This window comes from Rhizobium lentis (genome assembly GCF_014200175.1).
GTDB lineage: Bacteria > Pseudomonadota > Alphaproteobacteria > Rhizobiales > Rhizobiaceae > Rhizobium > Rhizobium mulingense.
Genome location: NZ_JACHBD010000007.1, coordinates 319,887 through 342,807, shown reverse-complemented (window position 1 = coordinate 342,807; position 22,921 = coordinate 319,887). Strand labels below are relative to the sequence as shown.

Annotated in this window: 24 protein-coding genes and 1 pseudogene; 9 read left to right on the top strand and 16 right to left on the bottom strand. The window is 61.0% G+C overall.

Annotated features, from left to right (window positions below; genetic code table 11):
- Positions 1 to 18: 18 nt before the first annotated feature.
- Positions 19 to 1,131 (bottom strand): 3-isopropylmalate dehydrogenase, encoded by a 1,113-nt coding sequence (gene leuB, locus GGI60_RS18840; protein WP_183917651.1) that lies wholly within the window; start codon positions 1,129 to 1,131, stop codon positions 19 to 21.
- A 168-nt stretch (positions 1,132 to 1,299) separates the two neighbouring features.
- Between leuB and GGI60_RS18835 the strand changes: the two genes are divergently transcribed.
- Entirely contained in the window at positions 1,300 to 2,232 is a 933-nt protein-coding gene (locus GGI60_RS18835; RefSeq protein WP_183917649.1) for a pyridoxal-phosphate dependent enzyme, read from the top strand.
- 159 nt (positions 2,233 to 2,391) lie between these two features.
- Here the strand turns inward: GGI60_RS18835 and leuD are convergent, their stop codons facing one another.
- The 3 genes from leuD to GGI60_RS18820 all read right to left on the bottom strand — a co-directional run bounded on the left by leuD (position 2,392) and on the right by GGI60_RS18820 (position 3,894).
- Positions 2,392 to 3,000: a 3-isopropylmalate dehydratase small subunit gene (gene leuD / locus GGI60_RS18830; protein WP_183917647.1), complete on the bottom strand. Its 609-nt coding sequence runs from the start codon at positions 2,998 to 3,000 to the stop codon at positions 2,392 to 2,394.
- Between the two features lie 131 nt (positions 3,001 to 3,131).
- The gene (locus tag GGI60_RS18825) at positions 3,132 to 3,554 is read right to left on the bottom strand and encodes a VOC family protein (protein ID WP_097583104.1); all 423 of its coding nucleotides are present in this window, start codon (positions 3,552 to 3,554) and stop codon (positions 3,132 to 3,134) included.
- A gap of 106 nt (positions 3,555 to 3,660) precedes the next feature.
- Complete coding sequence (locus GGI60_RS18820; RefSeq protein WP_183917645.1) at positions 3,661 to 3,894, bottom strand: hypothetical protein; 234 nt, start codon at positions 3,892 to 3,894, stop codon at positions 3,661 to 3,663.
- A 113-nt stretch (positions 3,895 to 4,007) separates the two neighbouring features.
- On the opposite strand from GGI60_RS18820, the gene GGI60_RS18815 reads away from it, so the two are divergent.
- The gene (locus GGI60_RS18815) at positions 4,008 to 4,913 is read left to right on the top strand and encodes a CoA ester lyase (protein ID WP_183917643.1); all 906 of its coding nucleotides are present in this window, start codon (positions 4,008 to 4,010) and stop codon (positions 4,911 to 4,913) included.
- A complete protein-coding gene (locus GGI60_RS18810; protein WP_009996762.1) occupies positions 4,913 to 5,119 on the top strand; it encodes a DUF1737 domain-containing protein in 207 nt (68 codons plus the stop codon). The genes GGI60_RS18815 and GGI60_RS18810 overlap by 1 nt, the downstream gene beginning before the upstream one ends.
- A gap of 25 nt (positions 5,120 to 5,144) precedes the next feature.
- Here GGI60_RS18810 and GGI60_RS18805 read toward each other — a convergent pair whose 3' ends face one another.
- The gene (locus tag GGI60_RS18805) at positions 5,145 to 5,582 is read right to left on the bottom strand and encodes a metallopeptidase family protein (RefSeq protein WP_183917641.1); all 438 of its coding nucleotides are present in this window, start codon (positions 5,580 to 5,582) and stop codon (positions 5,145 to 5,147) included.
- 163 nt (positions 5,583 to 5,745) lie between these two features.
- Between GGI60_RS18805 and GGI60_RS32095 the strand changes: the two genes are divergently transcribed.
- The 5 genes and pseudogenes from GGI60_RS32095 to bfr all read left to right on the top strand — a co-directional run bounded on the left by GGI60_RS32095 (position 5,746) and on the right by bfr (position 12,566).
- On the top strand, positions 5,746 to 6,690 hold the full coding sequence (locus GGI60_RS32095) for an ImuA family protein (protein WP_246720435.1): 945 nt from the start codon (positions 5,746 to 5,748) through the stop codon (positions 6,688 to 6,690).
- Complete coding sequence (locus GGI60_RS18800) at positions 6,602 to 8,149, top strand: DNA polymerase Y family protein (RefSeq protein WP_312862807.1); 1,548 nt, start codon at positions 6,602 to 6,604, stop codon at positions 8,147 to 8,149. The genes GGI60_RS32095 and GGI60_RS18800 overlap by 89 nt, the downstream gene beginning before the upstream one ends.
- Complete coding sequence (locus tag GGI60_RS18795; protein WP_183917637.1) at positions 8,146 to 11,592, top strand: error-prone DNA polymerase; 3,447 nt, start codon at positions 8,146 to 8,148, stop codon at positions 11,590 to 11,592. The genes GGI60_RS18800 and GGI60_RS18795 overlap by 4 nt, the downstream gene beginning before the upstream one ends.
- A 123-nt stretch (positions 11,593 to 11,715) precedes the next feature.
- Positions 11,716 to 12,115: pseudogene (locus GGI60_RS18790) on the top strand ((2Fe-2S)-binding protein).
- Complete coding sequence (gene bfr, locus GGI60_RS18785; protein ID WP_047615824.1) at positions 12,081 to 12,566, top strand: bacterioferritin; 486 nt, start codon at positions 12,081 to 12,083, stop codon at positions 12,564 to 12,566. The pseudogene GGI60_RS18790 and the gene bfr overlap by 35 nt, the downstream one beginning before the upstream one ends.
- Positions 12,567 to 12,638: 72 nt before the next feature.
- Here the strand turns inward: bfr and GGI60_RS18780 are convergent, their stop codons facing one another.
- The 6 genes from GGI60_RS18780 to rsfS all read right to left on the bottom strand — a co-directional run bounded on the left by GGI60_RS18780 (position 12,639) and on the right by rsfS (position 18,399).
- The gene (locus GGI60_RS18780) at positions 12,639 to 13,172 is read right to left on the bottom strand and encodes an RNA pyrophosphohydrolase (protein WP_183917635.1); all 534 of its coding nucleotides are present in this window, start codon (positions 13,170 to 13,172) and stop codon (positions 12,639 to 12,641) included.
- A 24-nt stretch (positions 13,173 to 13,196) separates the two neighbouring features.
- Positions 13,197 to 14,387: a divergent polysaccharide deacetylase family protein gene (locus GGI60_RS18775; protein ID WP_183917633.1), complete on the bottom strand. Its 1,191-nt coding sequence runs from the start codon at positions 14,385 to 14,387 to the stop codon at positions 13,197 to 13,199.
- Between the two features lie 77 nt (positions 14,388 to 14,464).
- Complete coding sequence (locus GGI60_RS18770; protein WP_183917631.1) at positions 14,465 to 15,787, bottom strand: S41 family peptidase; 1,323 nt, start codon at positions 15,785 to 15,787, stop codon at positions 14,465 to 14,467.
- Positions 15,777 to 17,177 carry a murein hydrolase activator EnvC gene (locus GGI60_RS18765; protein WP_183917629.1) on the bottom strand — a complete coding sequence of 467 codons (1,401 nt, stop codon included), beginning with the start codon at positions 17,175 to 17,177 and terminating at the stop codon, positions 15,777 to 15,779. Before GGI60_RS18765 ends, GGI60_RS18770 begins: the two co-directional genes overlap by 11 nt.
- A gap of 181 nt (positions 17,178 to 17,358) precedes the next feature.
- Positions 17,359 to 17,841 (bottom strand): 23S rRNA (pseudouridine(1915)-N(3))-methyltransferase RlmH, encoded by a 483-nt coding sequence (gene rlmH, locus GGI60_RS18760; protein ID WP_183917627.1) that lies wholly within the window; start codon positions 17,839 to 17,841, stop codon positions 17,359 to 17,361.
- Positions 17,842 to 17,955: 114 nt separating this feature from the next.
- Positions 17,956 to 18,399 (bottom strand): ribosome silencing factor, encoded by a 444-nt coding sequence (rsfS, locus tag GGI60_RS18755; RefSeq protein WP_168295087.1) that lies wholly within the window; start codon positions 18,397 to 18,399, stop codon positions 17,956 to 17,958.
- 210 nt (positions 18,400 to 18,609) lie between these two features.
- Here rsfS and GGI60_RS18750 point away from each other — a divergent pair, with 210 nt between their 5' ends.
- On the top strand, positions 18,610 to 18,987 hold the full coding sequence (locus GGI60_RS18750; protein WP_183917625.1) for a winged helix-turn-helix domain-containing protein: 378 nt from the start codon (positions 18,610 to 18,612) through the stop codon (positions 18,985 to 18,987).
- Here the strand turns inward: GGI60_RS18750 and modC are convergent, their stop codons facing one another.
- The 5 genes from modC to GGI60_RS18725 all read right to left on the bottom strand — a co-directional run bounded on the left by modC (position 18,988) and on the right by GGI60_RS18725 (position 22,888).
- Positions 18,988 to 20,058 (bottom strand): molybdenum ABC transporter ATP-binding protein, encoded by a 1,071-nt coding sequence (gene modC, locus GGI60_RS18745; protein WP_183917623.1) that lies wholly within the window; start codon positions 20,056 to 20,058, stop codon positions 18,988 to 18,990.
- Positions 20,055 to 20,756 carry a molybdate ABC transporter permease subunit gene (modB, locus tag GGI60_RS18740; RefSeq protein WP_183917622.1) on the bottom strand — a complete coding sequence of 234 codons (702 nt, stop codon included), beginning with the start codon at positions 20,754 to 20,756 and terminating at the stop codon, positions 20,055 to 20,057. The genes modC and modB overlap by 4 nt, the downstream gene beginning before the upstream one ends.
- 256 nt (positions 20,757 to 21,012) lie before the next feature.
- Positions 21,013 to 21,804: a molybdate ABC transporter substrate-binding protein gene (gene modA, locus GGI60_RS18735; RefSeq protein ID WP_183917619.1), complete on the bottom strand. Its 792-nt coding sequence runs from the start codon at positions 21,802 to 21,804 to the stop codon at positions 21,013 to 21,015.
- A 4-nt stretch (positions 21,805 to 21,808) separates the two neighbouring features.
- Positions 21,809 to 22,195, bottom strand: coding sequence for a hypothetical protein (locus tag GGI60_RS18730; RefSeq protein WP_183917617.1), 387 nt, complete (start codon positions 22,193 to 22,195; stop codon positions 21,809 to 21,811).
- Positions 22,196 to 22,288: 93 nt separating this feature from the next.
- Complete coding sequence (locus GGI60_RS18725) at positions 22,289 to 22,888, bottom strand: nicotinate-nucleotide adenylyltransferase (protein ID WP_210314501.1); 600 nt, start codon at positions 22,886 to 22,888, stop codon at positions 22,289 to 22,291.
- Between the last annotated feature and the right edge of the window lie 33 nt (positions 22,889 to 22,921).

Sequence of the window (22,921 nt, the reverse complement as noted above, 5' to 3'; positions counted from 1 at the left end):
TGTTTCACGTGAAATATATCAGGCTGAAAGCGCCTTGAACTCGGAAAGGATCGCATCGCCCATCTCGACGGTGCCCACCTGCCTTGCGCCATCGGCCATGATGTCGCCGGTGCGGATGCCCTTGTCGAGCACGTTGGCAATCGCCTTTTCCAAGTCGTCGGCTTCCTTCACCATGTTGAAGGAGTAACGCAGGCACATGGCGAAGGAGGCGATCATGGCGATCGGATTGGCGATGCCCTTGCCGGCAATATCGGGGGCCGAGCCGTGCACTGGCTCGTAGAGTGCCTTGCGCTTGCCGGTCTTGCCGTCCGGCGCGCCGAGTGAAGCCGAGGGCAGCATGCCGAGCGAGCCGGTCAGCATGGCGGCGACGTCGGAGAGCATGTCGCCGAAGAGATTGTCGGTGACGATGACGTCGAACTGCTTGGGCTGGCGCACCAGCTGCATGCCGCCGGCATCGGCCAGCATATGTTCGAGCTGGACGTCGGAATATTTCGCCTTGTGCGTTTCGGTCACCACCTGGTTCCAGAGCACGCCCGACTTCATGACGTTGCGCTTCTCCATGGAGCAGACGCGGTTCTGGCGCGTGCGGGCCATTTCGAAGGCGACGCCTGCAATGCGCTCGATCTCGTAAGTATCGTAAACCTGGGTGTCGATGCCACGCTTCTGGCCGTTGCCGAGATCGATGATTTCCTTCGGCTCGCCAAAATAGACGCCGCCAGTCAGCTCACGGATGATCAGGATATCGAGGCCCTCGACCAGTTCCGGCTTCAGCGACGAGGCCGAGGCAAGAGCCGGATAGCAGATGGCGGGACGCAGGTTCGCAAAAAGCTGAAGATCCTTGCGCAGCCGGAGCAGGCCGGCTTCCGGGCGCACGTCATAAGGCACGCTATCCCATTTCGGGCCGCCGACGGCGCCGAACAGTACGGCATCGGCGGCAAGCGCTTTCTGCATGTCGGCTTCGGAAATCGCCGCGCCATGGGCGTCATAGGCAGAGCCGCCGACAAGGCCTTCATCGGTAACAAAACCTGCGTTCATCGACTCGTTCATATAGCCGATGATCTTGCGGACCTCGCCCATGGCCTCGGGACCGATGCCGTCACCCGGCAGCAGGAAAAGATTGCGCGCTGTCATGAAGCCCTCCTGGAAAAACAAGCTGCGGCTTCTTAGACCCCGGAAATGGGCATTTCAAGCGAGAGAAGGCCTGAATCGGTACGCCTCGCCGCCGACCGCAGTGGTTGCTCCTGGACCGGCAAACGCATTAGAACGGTCGCCACCCTTTTATTTCCAGGATATTCTCCCATGGCTTTCGCAACTCTCCATCTCGACACGCCGCTGGTTCGGACCGCCTCCGACTACAGCGCCAGCGGGAAGCCGCTCTGGCTGAAGCTCGATGCGCTGCAGCCCTCCGGCAGCTTCAAGCTGCGCGGTGTCGGCCGGCTTTGCCAGCACGAGGTGGAAAATGGCGCGCGCGAGATCTTCTGCGCTTCCGGCGGCAATGCCGGCATTGCCGCGGCCTATGCCGGCCGGGCACTCGGTGTGCCGGTGACGATCGTCGTGCCGGAGACGACGGCGGCCGATGTGCGGCAGACGATTGCGGCTACCGGCGCCAATGTCCTCGTGAACGGCGCCGTTTTCGACGAAGCCAATGCCCATGCGGTCGAACTCGCCCGGAGCCGCAAAGCAAGCTATGTGCATCCTTTCGATCATCCGCTTCTGTGGGACGGTCATGCGACGCTGATCGACGAGGTGGTGGCGAGGGGTGCGGAATTCGACTGCGTCGTCACCAGCGTCGGCGGCGGCGGGCTGCTAGCCGGCATTGTCGCGGGGCTTAAGCGAAACGGGCTGTCCGACGTGCCCGTGATTGCCGTCGAGACCGAAGGGGCGGCTTCGCTGCATGAAAGCCTCAAGGCAAATAACCGCATTACCCTGCCCGCCATCACCTCGATCGCCACATCGCTCGGCGCGCGGCAGGTGGCCCAGCATGTCTTCGACCTGCCGAAACGCCATCCGATCGAAAGTGTTCTCGTCAGCGACGCCGATGCCGTTGCCGCCTGTCTGAAGTTTGCCGATGCCCAGCGCATTCTGGTCGAGCCGGCCTGCGGCGCGGCCCTTGCTGTCGCCGACGTGCATGCCGGGCTGCTTGCCCGCTTCGACAATCCGCTGATCGAAGTCTGCGGCGGCATCGGCGTGTCGCTGGAAAAGCTGAGGCTCTGGAAAGAGAAATTTCTCTGATCCCTAAAGCGCGTTTGCTCGGATTCGCTCCTTGCGCTTAGGTTATTTGTTGAAGCACGTCGTTGCCGCAAAACCGCTGCACACTTTTGCGCGACATGCTTGGACCAAAGAAAAAGCCGGGCGAAAGCCCGGCTCGACCGTCATCATTGAATTGGGAGCTTAAGCGGCCCAGGGATGCGAAGCGGCGTTCTTCTTTTCGAACTCGTCGATCGCCTTGCCCTTTTCCAGGGTCAGGCCGATATCGTCGAGGCCGTTCAGCAGGCAGTGGCGCTTGAACTCGTCGAGATCGAATTTGATCGAGCCGCCGTCGGGACCGGTGATTTCCAGGTTTTCCAGGTCGATGGTCAGGATGGCGTTGGAGCCGCGCGAGGCGTCGTCCATCAGCTTGTCGAGATTTTCCTGGCTGACCTTGATCGGCAGGATGCCGTTCTTGAAGCAGTTGTTGTAAAAAATGTCGGCGAAGCTGGTGGAGATCACGCAGCGGATGCCGAAATCGAGCAGTGCCCAGGGAGCGTGCTCGCGCGAGGAACCGCAGCCGAAATTGTCGCCGGCGACCAGGATCTTGGCATCACGATAGGCCGGCTTGTTCAGCACGAAATCGGGATTTTCCGAGCCGTCTTCGTTATAACGGGCTTCGGCGAAAAGGCCGGTTCCGAGGCCGGTGCGCTTGATGGTCTTCAGATAATCCTTCGGAATGATCATGTCGGTGTCGATGTTGACGACCGGCAGGGGCGCCGCAACGCCCGTGAGCTTCACGAATTTATCCATGACCCATGCTCCATTTCAGCAAATGTACTTTCCTGAATGTGCATCTAGTCCAGTTTTCCGCCGAAATGAAGGAGAATCTTTCTAAAATCGCGGTCGCGCGACGTTTCGCGCGGCCGCAAGAGTGCGCGTTCTTACTTGGTCGGGGCATTCAGGCCCCATAGTACGCCGAATGGGTCGCGAAGCTGGCCGTAGCGGTCGCCCCAGAACATCAGTTCGATCGGCATGACGACTTCGGCGCCGGCGGCAACCGCGCGCTCCCACCAGAAATCGATATCGTCGATGACCAGCTGGATGGCGAAGCCTTCGTGGCCTTTGAAGGGGTGGCCGTATTCGGGGTAGGCATCCGCCAACATGAGGGAGCTGCCGTTGATATAGAGATGAATATGCATCGTGCGGCCGCTCTCATCGACCGGCACCCGATGCGCCTCTTCGGCGCCGAAGGCCTTCTTGTAGAATTCCGCGGCTTTCACCGCGCCGTCGACCGTCAGATAGGGCAGCAGGCCATTCTTGACCGGCGGCATTTTAACCGGATTGTTTTCCGTCGTCGTATCCATGCTCGTCCTCCATCGTGTTCAAGCGCCGGCTGAATGCCTGGCGCTTCAAAGACGTATCATGGACGCATGATCCGACAATGTCGGTCAGTTTTTTGAGCGACGCGGCTTAGAGATCGATGATCGTGCCGCGACCGTCGTTCCAGATGCGCATCTCGCGTTGGCGGTTGTTTGCCTTGGCGCGGACCGGAGCGGGCTTCATCTTCATCGAAAGGGCGCGGCCGACCATGAGAACGGTCAGGATGCCGCCGACGGCAAGCGTCACCGAGAAGGTGAGAAGCAGCATGGCGACAAAAACGGTGGCGCCGGCAAGCATGAAGAAGATGGAGCGAATGTTCTGCATGGGTTTGATACCTTTCTACAGAAAGGAATGTGGTCCTTCTTTTTTCTCTCTGCAAGGCAAGCATGGCTTTTTGTTGTCTTGCAGGGCTTTGCGAAGCTTGGCACTAATGGCTGATGAAGCCAACTATACCTCACCGTTCCCTACATCTGCGCCGCTCGGTGCTGAGCGTGCCCGCGATCAACCTCCGGGCGCTTGAAAAAAGCCATTCCCTTGAGTGCGATGCGGTTATTTTCGATCTGGAGGATTCCGTAGCGCCCGAGAAGAAGGGGCAGGCGCGGGAAAATCTGCGGGCCTTTTTTGCCGGGCCGCCGCTTGAGCGCAAGGAGAGGATCATCCGCATCAATTCTTTGTCATCCGAATTCGGGGCGGCGGACCTCGATCTGGTCAAGGCGCTTTTGCCCGACGCCGTTCTCCTGCCGAAGGTGGATGAGCCTGGCGATGTCCCTGACATCAGCGATCTGCTTGCCGATGCGGAGGCGCCGGAGGGGCTGCGCATCTGGGCGATGATCGAGACGCCGCGCGGTGTGCTGAATGTCGGAGCGATCGCCGAAGCCGGCCGCACGCCGGGCTCGCGGCTCGATTGCCTCGTTGTCGGCCTCAATGATCTGCGCAAAGAAACGGGCGTTTTGCCGCAGCCGGGACGGGGCTATCTCGTGCCGTGGCTGATGCAGGTCGTCCTTGCGGTCAGGGCCTATGGGCTCGATGCGATCGACAGTGTCTTCAATGATTTTAAGGATGCCGAAGGCTTCGACGCCGAATGTGGCCAGGGCCGCGCCATGGGTTTTGCCGGCAAAATGCTGATCCATCCCTCGCAGATCGAGCCCGCGAACCGGCATTTCGGACCGAGTGCGGAGGAGATTGCGGAAGCCGAGGCGGTCATATCAGCTTTTGCCGATCCTGACGCCGAGGGCCTCAACGTCATCAATGCCAACGGACGGATGATCGAACGGCTGCATCTTGTCCAGGCCGAGGCTCTGGTTCATAAAGCTCGCCTGATGTCTGCAAGAAAGCCCGCCTGATGAAACTCTACCGCTTCCTGACCGGTCCCGACGATGCTTCCTTCTGCCACAAGGTCACCGCCGCCCTCAACAAGGGCTGGTCGCTGGAGGGTTCGCCGACTTATGCCTTCAATGCCGCAACCGGCGCGATGCAGTGCGGCCAGGCCGTCGTCAAGACCGTCGAAGGCAAGGACTACGATCCGGAGATGAAACTCTCCGAGCAATAGCGCGTCCTACCGGACGCGCGGTGTTTCAGCGCTCCGCGGCTTCCTCGGCGCTGGCCTCGATCCGCTCCATGTCATCGTCGCTCAGCCCGAAATGGTGGCCGATCTCGTGGATCAGGACATGGGTGATGATATCGCCGAGCGTCTCGTCGTTTTCAGCCCAATAATCGAGGATGGGGCGCCGGTAGAGGCGGATGCGGTTCGGCATCTCGCCGGTTTCCACCGTGAAGCGTTCTGAAATGCCCCTGCCCTCGAAAAGGCCGAGCAGATCGAAAGGGGTTTCCAGCGCCATGTCCTCGAAAACGTCGTCATCGGGGAAATCCTCGATCTCAATCGTGAGGTTGGTTGTCAGCTGGCGGAATTCATCCGGAAGATGGCTGTAGGCCTCCATCGCCAGCGACTCGAAGGTGCTGATCGTCGGCGCATGGCGGTCCCGCCAATCATCGCTCTGGTCTACGCGGGCCATGAATATTCCTTCCTTTGCGGGCCCATATAGAACCTTTATTGCCGATTTTCGAGTGCGGAATCAAAGGCAGGAATAAATTCATAGAAAATGATTGTTGACTCTTCATTAGCTCTCTGGAATCTATAAGAACATAACAGGAACAAAACGGATCGGAGTGAACGCCATGGCGCAGAACGCCCTGGCGCGCGAGCGGCTTTTTGCGCTCCGCGAAACCATTGCCAGGTTGGAAGGAAAGCCCGCGCCGGCACTTGCGGCCGCGGAGCGGGAAGCCTTGGCGCAAGGACGCAAGACGCGCCAGGAGCGCATTCTGCCATCCCTGCCGTTCGGGGTGGAGCCTCTCGATCGAGCGTTGGATGGCGGCCTATCCCTCGATGCGATTACCGAATTCCGTTCCGCGCTGTCTCGCGATGCCGGCGCGGCAAGCGGACTGGCGATGGCTGTTGCCGCGCGGCTGCAGAAACAGGAATCAGATGCCGGCAGGCTTATGCCGTTGCTCTGGATCGGCGATGCAGTCGGTACGCTGGACGCCGGCCGTCCCTATGCTCCCGGGCTTCGGGATTTCGGGTTGAGCCCTGAGCGATTTCTCCATGCCGCGCCGCGCAAGTTGGACGAAGCGCTCTGGCTGGCGGAGGCGGCGGTGGAAAGCGCTGCTTTTTCGGCCGTCATCCTCGAAGTGCGGGGCAATCCTGTGCATTTCGGCCTGACCGAAAGCCGCAGGCTCAGCCTCAGGGCGCATGCTGCCCGCCGTCCGCTCTTTCTCGTGCGGCAGGCAGGGGCGGAGGAGGCCAGCAGTGCCGCCTTGCGCCTGCACGTCGAACCGGGACCGTCTGGTCTGCGGCCGTTGCCGGACGGATCGAAGCTTGCCGGCAGCATCGGCAATCCGATTTTCCATCTCACGCTGGAGAAGAGCCGTAATCCGGCCCCGCTCTCCTTTCTTCTGGAGTGGAGCCCCCATGAACGCGAATTTTTCCCTGTCACCCAACCAAACCTCATTCGTCCTTCAGGCGAACAGTCAGCGTATTCTGGCGCTCAGCTTCCCGCATCTGCCAACCGACCGTATCGCCCGCAGGCGATGGGGGCCCTCCTGGCGTTCGAAAGGGCGTCCTGAGGCGCCGCCCATCGTCTGTTCGGCCAAGCTCAACAATGCCATGCGGCTGACGGCATTGGACGAATTGGCCGAGCGGCTGGGACTCAAAAATGAGCAGGGCGTTGCCGAGGCGCGCGCCATGTATCCGACGCTCGAGGTGGTGGAAGAGGATCCGGCCGCCGACCGCCGGCTGCTGGAGGCAATTGCCGACTGGTGCGACCGTTATACGCCTTTGGTGGCGTTCGACGGCAAGGACGGTCTGTTTCTCGACATTACCGGCTGCACGCATCTTTTCGGCGGTGAGAAGGCGCTTCTCAAGGATGTTCTGTCGCGGCTCTTTCATATGGGGATCGATGCGCGCGGCGCGATCTCATCGTCACCGGGCCTTTCCTGGGCCGTGTCGCGTTTCGGTCAAAGCGGCGTGATCGGGGATGAGGAGATGGAGCGTGTGCTGATGTCTTTGCCGATCGCAGCCTTGCGGCTGCAAGGACAAACCGTCGATGCCCTGAAGAAGCTCGGCCTGAAATATATCGGCGACGTCATCAATGCGCCGCGGGCGCCACTGACCCGGCGGTTCGGGCCGGAATTGCTTCTGCGGCTCGACCAGGCGCTAGGGCATGAAGAAGAACCTGTTTCGCCCCGTCGCCCCGTCGCCAGTCTTTCGGCCGAAAGCCGCCTGATCGAGCCGATCGGAACGGAGGAACAGATCATTGCCGTCACCAGGCAGGTCGCCGTGTCGTTGCAGCCGTCGCTGGAAGCACGAGGTGCCGGCGGGCGGGTGTTCGAATTGGTTCTATTCCGCGTCGACGGCAGGGTCTTCCGTATTTCCGTCGGCGCTTCGCAACCGCTTCGCGAACCGAAATTTATCGCCGCGCTTTTTTCCGAACGACTGCAGGCGGTCTATGACGATCTCGATGCCGGCTATGGTTTCGAGATCGTGCGGCTGAATGTCTTGCAGCATGATCCCTTCAACGAAGCGCAGGCTGATTTCGAGGGCGATCGTCAGGACGAAATCTCCCTTTCGGCTTTCGTCGACCGTGTCTCCGCCCGGTTGGGTGCGGATTGCCTGCAAAGCTTCCAACTCCGTGAGAGCCACGTGCCGGAACGCGCCGTCATCGAAGTTCCGACGATGGATAAGCTTTCAAGACGGGGGAAGGCGGAACAGAGCGGTTCTCTCCCTTTGCGCGAAGAGCGTCCGTTACGGCTTTTTGCAACGCCGGAGCCTGTCGAGACCGTACTCGCCGAAGTGCCGGATGGCCCGCCGCAGATCTTCCGCTGGCGGCGCATGCAGCATCAAGTGACAAAAAGCGAAGGTCCGGAGCGGATTGCCATGGAGTGGTGGATCGACGGAAGCGACGCGGAGGCGCGCGATTATTTCCGTATCGAGGATGAGGCCGGACATCGCTTCTGGATCTATCGTCGAGGTTTCTATGGTCAGGAGCTCGACCCTCGCTGGTTCATGCACGGGGTATTCGCATGAAGGCCGAACGTGCATTCTTCGAGACTGGCGCGAGGACGAATTTCTCGTTTCTCGAAGGCACCTCCGGCCCCGAGGAGATGGTCGTGCAGGCCGCCCATCTCCGGCTCGGCGGCCTCGGGATAGCGGACAGGAATTCGGTTGCCGGCGTGGTCAGGGCGCATGCGCAGGCGTTGCAGATCGAGGAGAAGTACAAGAACAGACATGAGACGGATTTTCAGGCGAAGGAAGGCGAGGAAATTCTCGATCCGGTCAGGGTCCAGCCGGGTGCCCGTCTCGTCTTCTCCGATGATACGCCCGACATTCTCGCCTATCCCAGAAACCGCCGCGGCTGGGCGAATCTCTGCCGGCTTCTCAGCGCCGGCAATCTGAAGGAGGAAGCGGTCAAGGGAACCTGCATCCTGACGGAAGCGGAGCTCATGGAATGGGGAGACGAGATGATGCTTGCCCTCGTTCCGGATCGTACCCTTGTCGATCATCAGCAGGGCCAGTCGACGCTGGAAGATTATCTGGAGCGGTTTCGCAGACGGTTCCGCAAGGCTTTTTTCATGGCTTTGGCGCCGGCCTATGACGGCCGCGACAGGCAGGTCTTTGCGGTGCTTGCCATGCTTGCCGCTCGAAATCGGGTGCCGTTGATTGCCACCAACCAGCCACTTTACCACCATCCTGAACGCCGGCCGCTTTCGGATGTCGTGATCGCGATCCGGGAGCATGTGCAGATATCGCAAGCCGGATTCCTGCTGGCGCCAAATGCCGAGCGTTACCTCAAGGATTCACGTGAAATGGCCCGGATCTTCCGGGACTATCCTGGTGCGATCGAGAATACCCGGGTCTTTTTTGACAAGCTGACCTTTTCACTGAAGGAACTGGAGCATAATTATCCGCCTGAAAACGATCCCGGCGAAACGCCGCAGGAGAGCCTCGAAAGGCTGACGAGAGCGGGAGCAGTCAAACGCTATCCCGAAGGTGTGCCGCCCAAGGTGGCAAAGCAGATCGATTATGAACTGAAACTCATCGGCGATAAGAACTACGCCTCCTACTTCCTGACGGTTCACAGGATCATCCAACACGCCCGTTATGACCTCAAGGTCTTGTGCCAGGGGCGCGGATCGGCGGCAAATTCGGTCATCTGCTATTGTCTCGAAATAACGGAAGTTGACCCTCAGAAGAGCACGCTGCTCTTCGACCGTTTCATTTCGATGGACCGGGACGAACCGCCGGATATCGACGTCGATTTCGAGCATGACCGGCGTGAGGAAGTCATCCAGTTCATCTACGGACGATATGGCATCGAACATGCCGGGCTGACGGCGGGAGTGACCACCTACCGCACCCGTTCGGCTGGCCGCGAGGTCGCCAAAGCCTTCGGCCTGTCGGAGGATGTTCAGTCGGCGATCAGCAGCCTCGTCTGGGGTTGGTCGGAGGACAATCTCTCCGATCGGGATGCCAAGGCGGCCGGTCTCGACGTCAAGGATCCAGTGACCAAGAATGTGCTGCAATATGCCTCCGAGCTTCTCGGTTTCCCGCGCCACCTCACCCAGCATGTCGGCGGCTTCGTCATCACTCGGGACCGGCTCGACGAGGTCGTGCCGATCATGAAGACGGCTATGCCGGACCGCTACATGATCGAGTGGGACAAGGACGATCTCGACAACGTCAAGATCCTCAAAGTGGATGTGCTGGCGCTCGGCATGCTGACCTGCCTGCGGAAGGCGTTCTCGCTGCTTGAACTGCATTATGATGTCAAGAAGACGCTCGCAGACCTCGGCAACAGGGAGCATGGGGAGGAGGGCAAGCCGGTCTATGAGATGATGGGCCGGGCCGATACGCTTGGCGTCTTCCAGATCGAAAGCCGGGCGCAGATGAGCATGCTGCCGCGCCTGAAGCCGAAGATATTCTACGACCTTGTCATCGAGGTGGCGATCGTCCGGCCGGGGCCGATCCAGGGCGATATGGTCCATCCCTATCTGAAACGCCGGGAACAGCGCGCCAGGAACATCCCGATCGAATATCCGAGCAAGGAGCTGGAAGCGGTCCTCGAAAGAACCCTTGGCGTGCCCCTGTTTCAGGAGCAGGCGATGCAGATCGCGATCACCGCTGCAGGCTTCAGGCCGGCAGAGGCCGACAAGCTTCGCAGGGCGATGGCGACATTCAAGCGAACCGGTACGATCGGCGATTTCGAGAAGCGGTTCATCGAGGGAATGGTCTCAAAGAATTACGACCCCGAGTTCGCAAAACAATGCTTCAATCAGATCAAAGGCTTCGGTGAATATGGCTTTCCGGAAAGCCATGCCGCATCCTTTGCGCTGCTTGTCTATGCCTCTTCATGGCTCAAGGCCTACTATCCCGATGTCTTCTGCGCGGCGATGCTGAATTCCCAGCCGATGGGGTTCTATGCGCCGGCTCAGCTGGTGCGGGATGCACGCGAACATGGGGTAAAGATCCTGCCGGTCGACATCAATGAATCGGACTGGGATTGTACTTTGAAAGAGGCTGCCTTCGACCGAAAGACTGTCGATTTCCGACATGGGCGGATGCGGGAGATCATCAGGACCCGGCATGCAGTGCGGCTGGGTTTCCGGCAGATCAAAGGTCTCTCGTCAGACGATATGAAGCGGCTCGTCGACAATCGAGGGCAAGGATATGGTTCGGTGCGTGATCTCTGGCTGCGGTCCGGCCTGCAGAAATCGGTCATCGAGCGGCTGGCGGATGCGGATGCGTTCCGATCCATCCATCTGTCACGGCGCGAAGCGCTTTGGGCTGTGCGGGCACTGGATGTGAAGAGTGCAGCCGAAGAACTGCCCCTTTTCGAAAAGGTTCGTCATGTCGACCTTCAGCCCGAACCCGCGGCGGTGCTGCCGGATATGCTGCCGGGAGAGCAGGTGATCGAGGATTATCGTTATCTCTCGCTGTCGCTCAAAGCGCATCCGGTCTCCTTCCTGCGCGAGGAGCTCCGGAAGATCGGCATCACCCGCAATGTCGATCTTCTGACGGTGCCGAACGGAAAGAGGGTGACGATCGCCGGTCTGGTGCTCGTGCGCCAGCGCCCGGGTTCGGCCAAGGGCGTGATCTTCATGACGCTGGAGGACGAAACCGGGGTCGCCAATGCTATCGTCTGGAACAAGGTATTCGACAAATACCGGGCGATCGTCATGGGGGCTCGGCTCGTAAAAATCCGCGGCAGGCTGCAAAGCCATAGCGGCGTGATCCATACGGTCGTCGAGCATATCGAAGACATGACACCGGCGCTCGGCATCCTGCAACGCGAGGCTCGCCGTTTCGGCGCCTGCGAGCGGTCGGACGAGGTGCTGAGACAGGGAGGCGACCATCGGCAGATCGCCGACGCACGGAAGGGGGCGGAATTGGAAAAACGGGTGCTGGCAGACCGCCAGGCGGGCGTGGCGGAAACCGCTGAAGTCATGCCGCGCGGGCGGAATTTTCATTGACGTGCGGTCGCGCCGGTCGGGGATCATCCGGACATACGTTCAATGTGTGTGTGGACGTTACCGGCCGGAATCGCCCCATAATTTAGACAATCTGCAACAAGCGTTGCCCATCGTCGCTGCCCGATGGCGCCGGACTCGAATTTTTTCTTGACAGCCACCATCTTCTTTAGCAGAAAACACGATAGTCAGTGTCATGTTTGGAAATGAAGACGTGCTTGTCTGCAGCTGCAATTATATAACCGACAAGGAAATCCGGGAGGTTATCACCAACCTTCTCGACGAAGACTGTTGGCAGCTTATCGTGCCTGCGAAGGTCTATCACGCCATGGAAAAACGCGGCCGTTGCTGCGGCTGCTTCCCCAATGTGGTCGATATCATTATCCAGACGACCGAGGAATATCACGCCCGTCGCCACTCGACGGAGACCGAAATCTTTGATTTCATGTCACGCTTGAAACAGTTCCATGAGGAAAACAGGAGAGCGGACATTGAAAGGCGACAAAAAGGTCATCGAGCGGCTTAACGAGGCACTGTTCCTCGAGCTCGGGGCGGTCAATCAATATTGGGTTCATTATCGACTTCTCGAGGACTGGGGCTACACCAAGCTCGCCAAGAAAGAGCGGGCCGAATCCATCGAAGAAATGCACCATGCCGACAGGCTTGTCGCGCGCATCATCTTCCTCGAAGGCCATCCCAATCTGCAGACTCTGGCGCCCCTGCGCATCGGCCAGAACGTCAAGGAAGTGCTGGAAGCCGATCTTGCCGGCGAATATGACGCCCGCACCGCCTACAAGAAGTCGCGCGATATCTGTCACGAGGCCGGCGACTACGTTTCCATGAAACTCTTCGAAGAACTGCTGGCGGATGAGGAAGGCCATATCGACTTCCTCGAAACGCAGATCGATCTGCTCGAGAAAATCGGCGAGAGTAAATACGGCCAGCTCAACGCCGACTCCGCCGACGAAGCCGAATAATTCGGATGGAAATGCCGGCCGCTCCGCGCGGTCGGCATCTTCAATTCACACCTGCGAGCCTCGATCAGGCACTCAGTCTTCGGCCTGCAGCGCTGCCAGATGCCGGAACTCGGCGATCACCTGGTCATAGACGGCGCGCTTGAAGGGCACGATCAGGCCCGGCAGTTCCTGCATCGGCTTCCATTCCCAGGCGTCGAATTCCGGCTCGTGGCCGCCGGGCGGCGGGTTGATGGCGATCTCGCTTTCATCGCCCTCGAAGCGAAAGGCGAACCAGCGCTGTGTCTGGCCGCGGAACTTTCCTTTCAGTCCGATGCCGATCAGCGCCGGCGGCAGATCATAGTTGATCCAGTCGCTCGCTTCGGCAAGCAGGGTCACCGTTCTGATCCCGGTTTCCTCATAGAGCTCACGATAGGCGGCATCCAAGGGATCCTCGTCCTTGTCGATGCCACCCTGGGGCATCTGCCACAGCTGCGGCGAGCCGTCATATTCGGAATTTCCGTCGGCGATCCGTCGCCCGGCCCAGACCAGGCCATCGCGGTTCAGGATCATGACGCCGACGCAGGGACGGTAGGGCAGATCCTCGGCTTTTACGGTCGCCTGGCTCATCTTCTTCTCCGTTCAGAAATTATCTCAGGGGCTTCTGGGGTCGCTGGAAAGCGCGGCGACGCCGACGATCTCGATACCGCGCATGGACGCTTCCTCGCTCCACTTGGCGATGGCATCGATGCTTTCGTCGAAAGCCGAGGCGATGCCGATCGCCTGGCCATTCTTACGGGCGATGCGTTCGAGCTCGTCGAGCTTCTTCAGGATGGCGCTGATATCGAGCTGGCCGTCGAGCTGGAGGTCGGCAAAGGCATAGGGCAGTTCGGTGCCTTTGGCGACCGCCGCCGTTTTCGACTGCGCCGACGTGCCGTCGTCGAGGAAGAGCAGGCCGCGCTTGCCGATATCACGCATGACAGGTTCCATGGCGGCGGGGTCGGAGAGGAAACGGCCGCCGAGATAGTTCATGATGCCGGTATAATTGGTGATTTCGCCCATCGCCTTGTGCAGGTTCTCGATGTTGCGGGCCACCGGCTTCGACGTCAGCAGGGTCTCCGGACCGGGATCATTGGCCGGATAATCAAATGGCTCGAGCGGGACCTGCAGAAGGATCTCGTGGCCGCCGCGGCGGGCTTCCTGCATCCAGCGCTGCAGGCTGTTGCCGCTTGCGGCAAAGGCGAGGGTGATTTCCTCCGGCAACTCGGCGATGGCGCGCTGCGTCCCCGTCTGGCTGAGCCCGAGGCCGCTGACGACAATGGCAATGCGGATGCCGCGTGCGCCGGATGAGGGACGGGCATATTGGTCCATCGGCCGCCGGCCGTCGGGGCCGACGATCGGCAGCCTGCCAAAGGCCGTGTCTTCGAGTAGCGCTTCATTGGGTTGGGCTGCCATGCGCGGATCCTGGCCGATCTGCATGGCATCGACCAGCACCGGTCCACTGCCGTCGCGCGGGCGGGGACTATATTTGGTGACGACGGAGCCATCGCCGGTGATCATTTGTTCGACATTGGCGCCCGAGCGTGGATCGGCGCGGGGCATTCCGTCCGCCGCCTGGTCGGCAGCGGTCGTCGGCGGTTTGCCGGAAGCTTGGCTTGCCGCCTCTTCGGCCGCCGGCGGTTTGGCGCGTTCCAGCCCGTCGCCGCGAAATGCGGTGTAGAGAGAAAAGCCGCCTATCGCGAAAAGGCACAGACTGCCAGCAATGCGGCCGAGGCGCAGCACGCCAGGACGCCGGCTGCCGGTTTTGCGGTTGCGCCTCAAAGGCGCATGCAGGTCCGTTCCCAATTTTCTCACCCGCTCCAAAACCGGGAAACCGCAGAAAGGGTCAAGGCCGGGCGAGTGCCCGGCCTTGCGACAATCGATTACTTGGCGACGACGGCCTTGTCGGGGTTCGGCGGGAAGGCCGGATCGGTCTTCTTGCCGCGCAGAAGGTCGAGCGCGTAGTTCAGCTGAACGTCATCCTTCGGATCCGGCGGCACATAGGCAACGGACCCCGAACCTTCATCGGTTTCGCTCTGACCCTTGATGTGGCCGCGCAGGCTGGATTCGCCTTCGGTCACCATCTTGCCCTGCAGTTCTTCCGGCAACGGCTCTTCGACCTTGATGTCAGGTGTGATGCCGGTGCCCTGGATCGAGCGGCCCGACGGCGTGTAATAGAGTGCCGTGGTCAAGCGCAGCGCGCCGTTCTCGCCAAGCGGGATAATCGTCTGGACGGAACCCTTGCCGAAGGAACGGGTGCCGAGAACGGTGGCGCGGCGCAGATCCTGAAGCGCGCCGGCAACGATTTCCGATGCGGAGGCCGAACCGCCGTTGATCAGAACGATGACCGGCTTGCCGTCGGTCAGGTCGCCCGGGCCGGCGTTGAAGCGGCGGGTTTCATCAGGATTGCGGCCGCGGGTCGAGACGACCTCGCCGCGCTGCAGCAGGGCATCAGAGACATTGATCGCCTGGTCGAGCAGGCCGCCCGGGTTAAGGCGCAGGTCGAGGACGTAACCCTTCAACTTGTCGGCCGGAACGGTGTCCTTGATCTTCTTGATCGCCTTTTCCATGTCGGGATAGGTCTTCTCGGTGAAGGAGATGATGCGGAGGTAACCCACATCGTCCTCGACGCGTGATTTGACCGCCTGGACGGCGACGACGTCACGGACGATCGTCAGCTCGATCGGCTTGTCGGCGCCCTTGCGGATCAGTGTCAGCTTGATAGGCGTGTTGACGGCGCCGCGCATCTTCTCGACCGCGTCTTCCAGCTTCAGACCACGCACGGACTGACCGTCGATCTCGGAGATGTAGTCGCCGGCGAGAACGCCGGCCTTGGCGGCGGGCGTATCGTCGATCGGGGTGATCACCTTGACGAGCTCGTCTTCCATCGTGACTTCGATGCCGAGGCCGCCGAACTCACCCTTGGTCTGGGTGCGCATGTCCTCGGCGTCCTTCGCATTCATATAGCTCGAATGCGGATCGAGCGAGGAAAGCATGCCGTTGATGGCATTCTCGATCAGCTTATCTTCGGCCGGCGGCGTGACGTACTGCGCGCGCACGCGTTCGAAGACGTCGCCAAATACCGAGAGTTCCTTATATGTAGAGGATCCGGCCGCTTCTGCCGGCACACCTGCCGAGTAAATGACGCTCATCGCGGTCGCACCCATCAATGCGCCGACCAGAACAAGAGAAGTCCTACGAATCATTGCGTGCCTTTCCAGTGTCCTTGGCGGTCCACCACGGTCGGGAATCGACCGGTTTACCGTCTTTTCGAAATTCAATGTAAAGCGTTGGCCGGTCCGTTTCCAGCGCCAATGCAGTTGCGCTTGCCACTCTTTTCGCTCCCATCACGGCGAGCGGCTCGCCGGAGAAAACGAATTTTCCCTGACGGGTATTGATCGTATCCATTCCCGAGAGAACCAGGTGATATCCATCGCCCGCGTCAAGAATGATCATCTGGCCGTAACTTCGGAAAGCGCCGGCGAAAACCACCAGGCCGTCTGCAGGCGCCGTCACCACGGTCTCCGGGTTGGTGGCGACCGTCATTCCCATGGCTTCGTGCCCGGTGCCGTCGGCATCGCCGAACTGGCGCAGGATATCGCCTGCCACCGGCAGCTCCAATTTGGCCCTCAATTCTCCGAAGGGATATGCGGGCGCAATGCGGTTTTTATCGGGCACGCCGCTCTCGGCCAGAGCCTTGGCCTGTGCCCGCTGCTCGTCCGTCAGGAGCTTGCGGTTCTCCTCGGCCTGGCGGGCGGCGGCAGCCGCGTCGCGCACCGAAGCGATCTCGGATTCCATCGAAGCGACGAGGCCTTCGAGGCTGGTCGCCTTGCCGGCAAGTTCCTCCGAACGTTTCCTTTCGGCCTGTAGTTCGGCGGCGTTGCTGCGGCTGAGCTTGTCGTTTTCGGCAAGCAGCAGGTCCATGCGCCGCTCTTCCTCAATACTGTCGGTCATCGTCGCCGTCAGGCCGGCTTTCTCGGCCGCACTTGCCGTCTGCAGCGCGGTAAGGCTTGCAAGGTCTGCGGCGAGCTTGTCGGTTTCCTTGCGGATGCCGGGCACGACGGCGCCGAGCAGGATGGCGCTGCGCACGGAAGCGAGCGCGTCATCGGGAGTGACGAGCAAAGCCGGGGGCGGGTTGCGGCCCATGCGCTGGAGTGCGGCCAATACCTCGGCCAGCAAGCCGCGGCGCTCGTGCAGCGAACGGCGGATGCCATCCTGCTTGACGCCGAGATCGGCCAGCTTCTTCTCGCTTTCGAGGATCTGCTTCTCAAGCCCCTTGCGGCGGGCGGCGGAATCGATCAGCGCCTGGCGGATGCTCTGCGTGTTTTTTTCCAGATTGGCGATGCTTTGCTGGAGTTCACTCACCTTGTCCGAGGAAAGGGTGATTGATTTCGACAGGGTTTCGAGTTCGGCGCGGGTCTGATCGCGTTTGGCGGCAAGTTCAGCGGCCGGATCGGGTGGCGGCGGCTCGACTGCCGGCGGCTGCGCTGCAGATTGTGCCGCCTCGGGCGCGGCTTCCTGGGCCCGGACGGTGAAGGTGTTTGCGGACACGACGACGGCGACACCAAAACCGGCCGCAAGTGCCGGCAGAATCATGCGGTGTCGCCTGGTTGGTGTCGTCGTCATGCGTGTCGGGGCACTCTCTCAAATCGCGCGGAGACTAAGCTGATTTGGCCCACTTTGCCAGAAAGTTCGCAAGCGAACGGCCGGCCACACGAAACACGGCTGCGTGACAATGCGACGCATCGTCAAAGACTTGAGTTCCACGTGGAACATCTCAGACGCGGTGATAGGGATGGCCGGACAGGATGGTGACGGCGCGATAGAGCTGCTCGGCGATCAGCGTGCGGACGAGCTGGTGCGGCCAGGTCATTTTACCCAGGCAGAGCGTGGCGTCGGCGCGATCGTAGAGCGCGGGATCGAGGCCGTCGGCGCCGCCGATTGCGATCGTCAACTCGCGTTTGCCCTGGTCGCGATAGGCGCCGAGCAGATTTGCGAAGGCCTCGCTGTCGAGCGCCTTGCCGCGTTCGTCGAGAAGGATAAGGACGCTGCCTTCGGCAAGCGATTTCAACAGCATCGCCGCCTCCTCGCGTTTGCGGGTCTCCGCATTCGAAGCGCGGCTTTCGGCAACCTCGGCAATACGGGCAAGTTCGAGGCCGACCGCAGGGCCGACCTTGGCGAAACGGTCAAAATAGCGAGCCGCAAGATCCTTTTCGGGGCCGGATTTCAGCCGTCCCACCGCAAAAAGACCAACGCGCATTCACCCGCTCCCGCTCATGAGGCATCTGCGGCGCCCAAAGCGCCCACCGGCCGGCTTACGCTCCAGCCAGTCAATGCCACGTCTCAGGCGCCGATCAGAATGTCGGCCCGCCTGTCAGTGCCGTGTTTCTTCATCCATATCGGGAGCCGCCCACATCTTTTCGATGTTGTAGAACTCGCGGATTTCAGGACGGAACACATGCACGATAATGTCACCGGTGTCGATCAGGATCCAATCGCCGCCCTCCTGACCTTCGACGCGGGCCGTACCGAAGCCTTCGTCCTTGAGATCGGTGAGCAGGTGGTCCGAGATCGCCATGACATGCCTGTTCGAGCGGCCGGAGACGACGATCATGTAGTCTCCCAGCGCCGATTTTCCGGCAATGTCGATGGTGACGATATCTTCGGCTTTGGAGTCCTCGAGGCTGGCGAGGACGGCTTCTAGGGCGCGGGCAGCGGCATCGGCGCCACGTTCTGCGCTCTTCGGGAGAACGGCGAGCGTTTTTCCCTTGGCGTGTACTGTTGTCAGTGCTTTCCCTTTCCTGGAATGACAAACCATGCACAACACGGGATCCGATCACGACCGGATCATGGTTAAGATAGGCATCAAACCATTAATGTTTCAAGACGTGCTAACGTACGGAGCGGCGGAAAATCCAATCTGGCGACCGAATTGAACACTATTGCCGCCCTCGCTGCTTGTCGGCGCGGTGTACAGTTTTAAGGCCGGAGCGTAAAGTGCCGGGAATTCCAACATCTGCAGATTCGAATGACCGATCCGGCCGCAAAAACACTCGTTCCCATCTTGCGAATCAGCTTCCCGGATGCGGATCGGCTCGGGCGCGGCAAGATGGAGCTGCTGGAACACATCCGCGCGACCGGATCGATCTCCGCAGCCGGGCGAGCGATGGATATGTCCTATCGCCGCGCCTGGCTGCTGGTCAGCGAGATGAACCGGATGTTCTGCGAACAGGTGGTGGAATCGCAACGCGGCGGCCAGAAGGGCGGCGGTGCGGCGCTGACGCCGTTCGGCGAGCAATTGCTGGCGCGGTTTCGCCGGATGGAAAGCATTTTGAAAGCGAGTCTTGCCGAGGACCTTGCCTGGCTTGAAGCAAAGCGCAGCCCGCGGCAGGGCGAACAGGGCTGATCAGGACTCCAGGGCAACCGTCTTGATGACGGCGAAGACGGTTTTGCCGGGTCGAAGGTCGAGGCGCTCGCAGGAGAGCGCGGTGATGCGCGAGAGAATGCTATCGCCGCCGCAGTCGAGCCGGATTTCAACCGTTCCGTCCGCATCCTGAACTAGCTGTTCGATCCTGCCTTCGACAATGTTGAGGGCACTGAGCCCCTCCGGTCTTGCTGTCGCCAGCATGACGTCGCGCGACGGGATGCGGATGCGGACCGGCCTGCCGGGCGCGAGTGCCGCGCCGGGTATATGCAGCCGGCCGGATTTGAGGGCGACGGTCGAGAGGTGGTGACGCGCGTCGAAGCTTTCGACGATGCCTTGCAGCAGCGCGCCCGCTTCTTTCCGGTCAAAGGCCGCAGAGGCGCGGCTCAAAATGTCGACGGCCGGGCCGACCGCCTCGACCCTGCCGTCGCGCATGACCACCACTTTGTTTGCGAGCCGCGCGACCTCGGCGATCGAATGGCTGACATAGACAATCGGGATTTCGGTCTGATCGCGCAATCGCTCGAGATAGGGCAGGATCTCGGCCTTGCGCGCCTCGTCGAGGGCGGCCAGCGGCTCGTCCATCAACAGCAGCCGGGGCGAGCAGAGAAGGGCGCGGCCGATCGCGACCCGCTGCTTCTCGCCGCCGGAAAGTTTGGCGGGGCTGCGATCCAGCAGCGTCTCGATGTCGAGCAGGTCGACGACGTGATCGAAGCTCTCGCCGCGTGCAGGTCTTGGTGGCGCGAACCAGCGGCCGTAGGAAAGGTTGGCGCGGACGCTGAGATGCGGGAACAGCCGCGCCTCCTGGAAGACATAACCGAAATGACGGCGGTGTTTCGGAACGAAGCGGCCGGCTTTGGTTTCGGTCAGGGTTTCGCCGTCAAAGATGACGCGGCCCTCGTCCGGGCGGGCGAGGCCGGCAATGATGCGGATCAGTGAGGTCTTGCCGGAGCCGGAGCGTCCGAACAGCGCGGTCACGCCGCCTTCGGAGGTGAAGGCGGCGTCGAGAAGAAAGGCACCGAGCCTGTGTTTTGCCTCGACGATCAGCGTCATTCCGGATCGATCCTTCGGCCGGCGAAACGCGCGAGGAACTCAGAGGCGAGCAGGGCGGTCATGGAAATGATCACGGCGACGACCGTCAGGCGCAGCGCACCGGAATCGCCGCCGGGCACCTGGGTAAAGGTGTAGATGGCGGACGACAAGGTCTGGGTCTCGCCGGGAATGTTGGAGACGAAGGTGATTGTCGCGCCGAATTCGCCCATCGCCTTGGCGAAGGACAGGATCATGCCGGTGATGATGCCGGGCAGGGTCAGCGGCAGCGTAACCGTCAGAAAGACCAGGATCGGGCCGGCCCCCAGCGTTCCGGCGGCCTCCTCGAGTTTGCGGTCGACCGCCTCGATCGACAGGCGGATGCTGCGCACCATCAGCGGAAAGGCCATGACGGCGCAGGCGAGTGCCGCACCCGTCCAGCGGAAGGAAAAAACGATGCCGAAATACTGGTCGAGCAGGCTACCGATCGGTCCACGGCGGCCGAAGAGGATGAGGAGAAGAAAACCGGTGACAACAGGGGGCAGGATCAGCGGCAGGTGAACAATGCCGTTCAGCACCGACTTGCCCCAGAAACGGCCGCGGGCAAGCAGCAAAGCGACCATGATGCCGAGGGGCAGGCTCGCCAGCATGGCGACGACCGAGACGCGCAGGCTGAGCAGGATCGCCGTCCATTCTTCATCGCTCAGGCCGAACATATCCAAACGCAGTTGTCTCCCTGGAATCCGGTGTCACCCGGTTGCCCCTCATCCGCCTGCCGGCACCGCCGGGGTCGAGCCACGGGTCTCGACCCGTCCTTCGGACCCCACTCGCGGGGCGAAGGGGAGCAGCCGCAACCCTTCCGTCCGGCGCCAACTTTTCGCTGGGCACGTCCCTCGCCCCGTTTACGGAGAAAGGACTAGGGTGAGGGGCAGCTTCACGGTAAGCTGTCACCATCGATTCCGCAATCAATTCAGCCCATCATTTCGAGACAGTAAATCCCTCCGCCGTGAAGAAGCCGGCTGCCTTGCCGGATTTCAGGAAGTCGAGATAGGCTGCGGCGTCCGGATTCTTGCTTTCGGCAAGAATGGCGACCGGATAGATGATCGGCGGGTGGGAATCGGCCGGGAAGGTGCCGACGATGGCGACACCCTTATCGGCTGTCGCGTCCGTCTGGTAGACGATGCCATAGGGCGCCTCGCCGCGGGAGACCAGGGCAAGGGCGGCGCGCACGCTTTCGGCGCCGGCGACCTTGGTTTCGACCGATTTCCAAACACCGAGCTTTTCGAGCGCGGCCATGGCGTATTTGCCGGCCGGAACCGATTTCGGCTCACCCATGGCCAGCTTGCCGGCACCGAGCAGAGCGGCAAGATCGAAGCCTTGCTTGATCTCGACCGGTTTAGCCTTGTCCTTCTCGGCAACGAGCACGATCCGGTTTCCGAGCAGGTTGGTGCGGCTGTCGGTCTTGATCAGGTTCTTCTTGGCGACGTAATCCATCCAGTCGAGGTCGGCCGAGATGAAGATATCGGCAGGGGCCGCGTTTTCGATCTGTTTGGCGAGCGCGCCGCTTGCCGCATAGGAGGCGACGGCTTCCTTGCCGCTCTCCTTGGCCCAGGCAGCATTGGCGGCATCAAGCGCGTCCTTGAGGCTTGCTGCGGCAAAGACGGTCAGCTTTTCGGCGGCTTCTGCCGGTGTCGGCAGCGTTGCCGTGCCAAGCCAGAGAGCCCCGATTGCGGCGGTTGCCAGTTTCATGCATTGGCGGCGGTTCTGCATGATTCTATCCCCAAGCTTCGAAATATCTCAACGAATATAACGATGCTCGGGTTTTGGCCAGGGATATATCCAGGGAAATATAACCATACTGACTGCTGATGAGGATCCAAGCGTTCATGAAGCGCATGGCTGTTCCGAGAACAGGAGATTTAGCGGCACTGATATGCTTGGGAAAGCCGACGACAAACCGCAAGACCCGCGGTGACAATGTCCATTTTCGCCCGTCTTGCCGATAAAATCGGCAGCAGTCGCAGTCTTTCGGCCTCAGTGTTGCATCGCCAGCATTGCTGCATTGCACAAATCGATATTCACCTTCCTCAGGAATATGGTACAAGACACTCATCGAAACGGCTTTCTCCTCCTCCCATAAGCCGTTCGACAGGATCGACAACACTCCTCCTCCCAGTTGTCGATCGAGTTTATAAGCCCGACGGATCTCCTCCCCGTCGGGCTTTCTCGTTTCTGGGATTCCCTGAAAATCAGCCTATTTGACTGCGCCCGGCAACGCGCCGTTGCGGATCGCCGTCGAGCTCAGGCCGGACCGCGGGCCATGGATGAACGTCCAGGCCGGCGCCGGTTTCTTCCAGAGGACGCGCGCGTCATCCTCGTCGATGCGGGCGAAATCGAAGGTCCGCGTCATCTTCGAGGAGAGATAGGAGAGTGTGGCGCCGGGGCGGTCGATCACGGCGATCGGGAAGGTGCGGGCGATCTCCTGCCACTTCTGCCATTTGTGGAAGGTCTGCAGGCTGTCGGCGCCCATGATCCAGATGAAATGCACATGCGGATTGCGGGCCTTGATGCGGGCCAGCGTATTTGCGGTGTAGCTGACGCCGAGCGTCTGTTCGAAGGCGGTGACCTTGATGCGCGGATCGGCAGCCACACGCTCGCTTTCGGCAATGCGTTCCGCCAGCGGTGCGAGCTGGTTGCGGCTCTTCAGCGGATTGCCCGGGGTCACCATCCACCAGAGCTGGTCGAGGCCGAGCCGCTTGATGGCGATCTCGGCGACAAGCGCGTGGCCCTGATGCGGCGGATTGAACGAACCGCCGAACAGGCCGACGACCATGCCGCGTTCGCTGTGCGGCATGCGGAGATAGCGCCGATCGAGATTTTCCGTCGT